General features: G+C 59.6%; 3 protein-coding genes. All 3 read left to right on the forward strand.

Annotation, left to right across the window (positions count from 1 at the left end; all coding sequences use genetic code 11):
* The coding region (locus R7E47_RS23940) for a DUF3363 domain-containing protein (RefSeq protein ID WP_223542817.1) at positions 1–757 on the forward strand (757 nt) is incomplete at its 5' end.
* A gap of 216 nt (positions 758–973) precedes the next feature.
* The gene (gene floR, locus R7E47_RS23945; RefSeq protein ID WP_000214119.1) at positions 974–2,188 is read left to right on the forward strand and encodes a chloramphenicol/florfenicol efflux MFS transporter FloR; all 1,215 of its coding nucleotides are present in this window, start codon (positions 974–976) and stop codon (positions 2,186–2,188) included.
* Positions 2,189–2,215: 27 nt separating this feature from the next.
* Complete coding sequence (locus tag R7E47_RS23950; protein WP_001255015.1) at positions 2,216–2,521, forward strand: LysR family transcriptional regulator; 306 nt, start codon at positions 2,216–2,218, stop codon at positions 2,519–2,521.
* Positions 2,522–2,591: the final 70 nt, after the last annotated feature.

The raw sequence follows: 2,591 nt of genomic DNA on the forward strand, positions 1-2,591 counted from the left end.
CAGGGGTGTCGAAAGAGTCAACTGCGGTCCAAAGCTGTTGGACTTGGGTGAAAAGGGCGTTTATTCTTCCTATACGTGCCGCGTTCCAGGCGGCGACTATGAGGGCTATGTCGATGCCCATGTGCGCCGGCTGGAGGCGCTACGCCGGGCCGGTATCGTCGAGCGGATCGACGCCGACCAATGGCGCATCCCCGATGATCTGGTCAGCCGTGCCGCCGCCCATGACGCCGGCCGAGACAGTCAGGCCAGCGTTCGCGTCCTTTCCCCGGTCGATCTGAACAAACAGATCGGATCGGACGGCGCGACCTGGCTGGACCGGCGGCTGATCCACGGCGAGACGGCCGACCTTGCGCCAACCGGCTTCGGGCAACAAGTCCGCGAAGCCATGGACCAGCGCCGCGAGCACCATATCGAACAGGGCGACGCCACCCGCAGCCGGGACAGCCGCGTCTTCTACCGGCGCAACCTTCTCGCCATCCTGCGGGAGCGCGAGGTAGCCGGCGTCGGATCGGATATGGCTTTGAGTAAGGGCCTGCCGTTCCGCGCCGCCACGGACGGCGAGAGCGTCAGCGGCAAGTTTACCGGAACCGTGCATCTATCGAGCGGCAAGTTCGCCGTGGTCGAGAAATCCCATGAGTTCACCCTTGTCCCGTGGCGGCCGATCATCGACCGCCAACTCGGCCGCGAGGTTATGGGCATCGTGCAGGGCGGGTCGGTGTCGTGGCAGTTAGGGCGGCAGAGGGGGCTGGAACGCTGAGTGCGCCCATGCCGCATTGCGAAGCAAAAGATAATCGGATAAAATGTAGCAATTCATATTCGTAAGCGTGGAGTAATCAGATGGGAAATTCCAAGTCAGCAGACAAGTAAGCCGCAACAACCAGTATTGTTGTTGCGGCGCTCTGTAAGGCTAGTCTCATCTGATTGCTGACGAGCAGACGTCGCCCGGTATTCCTTAATCGAGGGTTGATTCGTCATGACCACCACACGCCCCGCGTGGGCCTATACGCTGCCGGCAGCACTGCTGCTGATGGCTCCTTTCGACATCCTCGCTTCACTGGCGATGGATATTTATCTCCCTGTCGTTCCAGCGATGCCCGGCATCCTGAACACGACGCCCGCTATGATCCAACTCACGTTGAGCCTCTATATGGTGATGCTCGGCGTGGGCCAGGTGATTTTTGGTCCGCTCTCAGACAGAATCGGGCGACGGCCAATTCTACTTGCGGGCGCAACGGCTTTCGTCATTGCGTCTCTGGGAGCAGCTTGGTCTTCAACTGCACCGGCCTTTGTCGCTTTCCGTCTACTTCAAGCAGTGGGCGCGTCGGCCATGCTGGTGGCGACGTTCGCGACGGTTCGCGACGTTTATGCCAACCGTCCTGAGGGTGTCGTCATCTACGGCCTTTTCAGTTCGATGCTGGCGTTCGTGCCTGCGCTCGGCCCTATCGCCGGAGCATTGATCGGCGAGTTCTTGGGATGGCAGGCGATATTCATTACTTTGGCTATACTGGCGATGCTCGCACTCCTAAATGCGGGTTTCAGGTGGCACGAAACCCGCCCTCTGGATCAAGTCAAGACGCGCCGATCTGTCTTGCCGATCTTCGCGAGTCCGGCTTTTTGGGTTTACACTGTCGGCTTTAGCGCCGGTATGGGCACCTTCTTCGTCTTCTTCTCGACGGCTCCCCGTGTGCTCATAGGCCAAGCGGAATATTCCGAGATCGGATTCAGCTTTGCCTTCGCCACTGTCGCGCTTGTAATGATCGTGACAACCCGTTTCGCGAAGTCCTTTGTCGCCAGATGGGGCATCGCAGGATGCGTGGCGCGTGGGATGGCGTTGCTTGTTTGCGGAGCGGTCCTGTTGGGGATCGGCGAACTTTACGGCTCGCCGTCATTCCTCACCTTCATCCTACCGATGTGGGTTGTCGCGGTCGGTATTGTCTTCACGGTGTCCGTTACCGCGAACGGCGCTTTGGCAGAGTTCGACGACATCGCGGGATCAGCGGTCGCGTTCTACTTCTGCGTTCAAAGCCTGATAGTCAGCATTGTCGGGACATTGGCGGTGGCACTTTTAAACGGTGACACAGCGTGGCCCGTGATCTGTTACGCCACGGCGATGGCGGTACTGGTTTCGTTGGGGCTGGTGCTCCTTCGGCTCCGTGGGGCTGCCACCGAGAAGTCGCCAGTCGTCTAACCGACGACTGGTAGCAGGCCCGCTCCGATGCGGCGCACTAACCATCGAAACCTCGTGAATGTCGGTATCCTGTCTGGCAGGATACCGCTCATTTCCCTTGTTCAGTTCATCGCCGTCGCCGAGCATCTGAATTTTCGGCATGCGGCCAAGGCACTTGGTATCAGCCAGTCGAGCGTCAGCGCGCGTGTGAAAGCGCTGGAGGATAACCTTGGTGTCCTGCTATTTGAGCGCCATGCGCGGGGCGTTCGGCTAACAGACGCAGGCAGGCACTTCATGGAGCGTGTCACGGCGGGTGTCGATCAACTCGATCACGCAGTGAAGACCGCGGAGTGACGGGCACTGGCTGGCAATGTCTAGCAACGGCAGGCATTTCGGCTGAGGGTAAAAGAACTTTCCGCTAAGC

This window comes from Vibrio sp. Vb1026, from assembly GCF_033338745.1.
Lineage (GTDB): Bacteria > Pseudomonadota > Gammaproteobacteria > Enterobacterales > Vibrionaceae > Vibrio > Vibrio alginolyticus.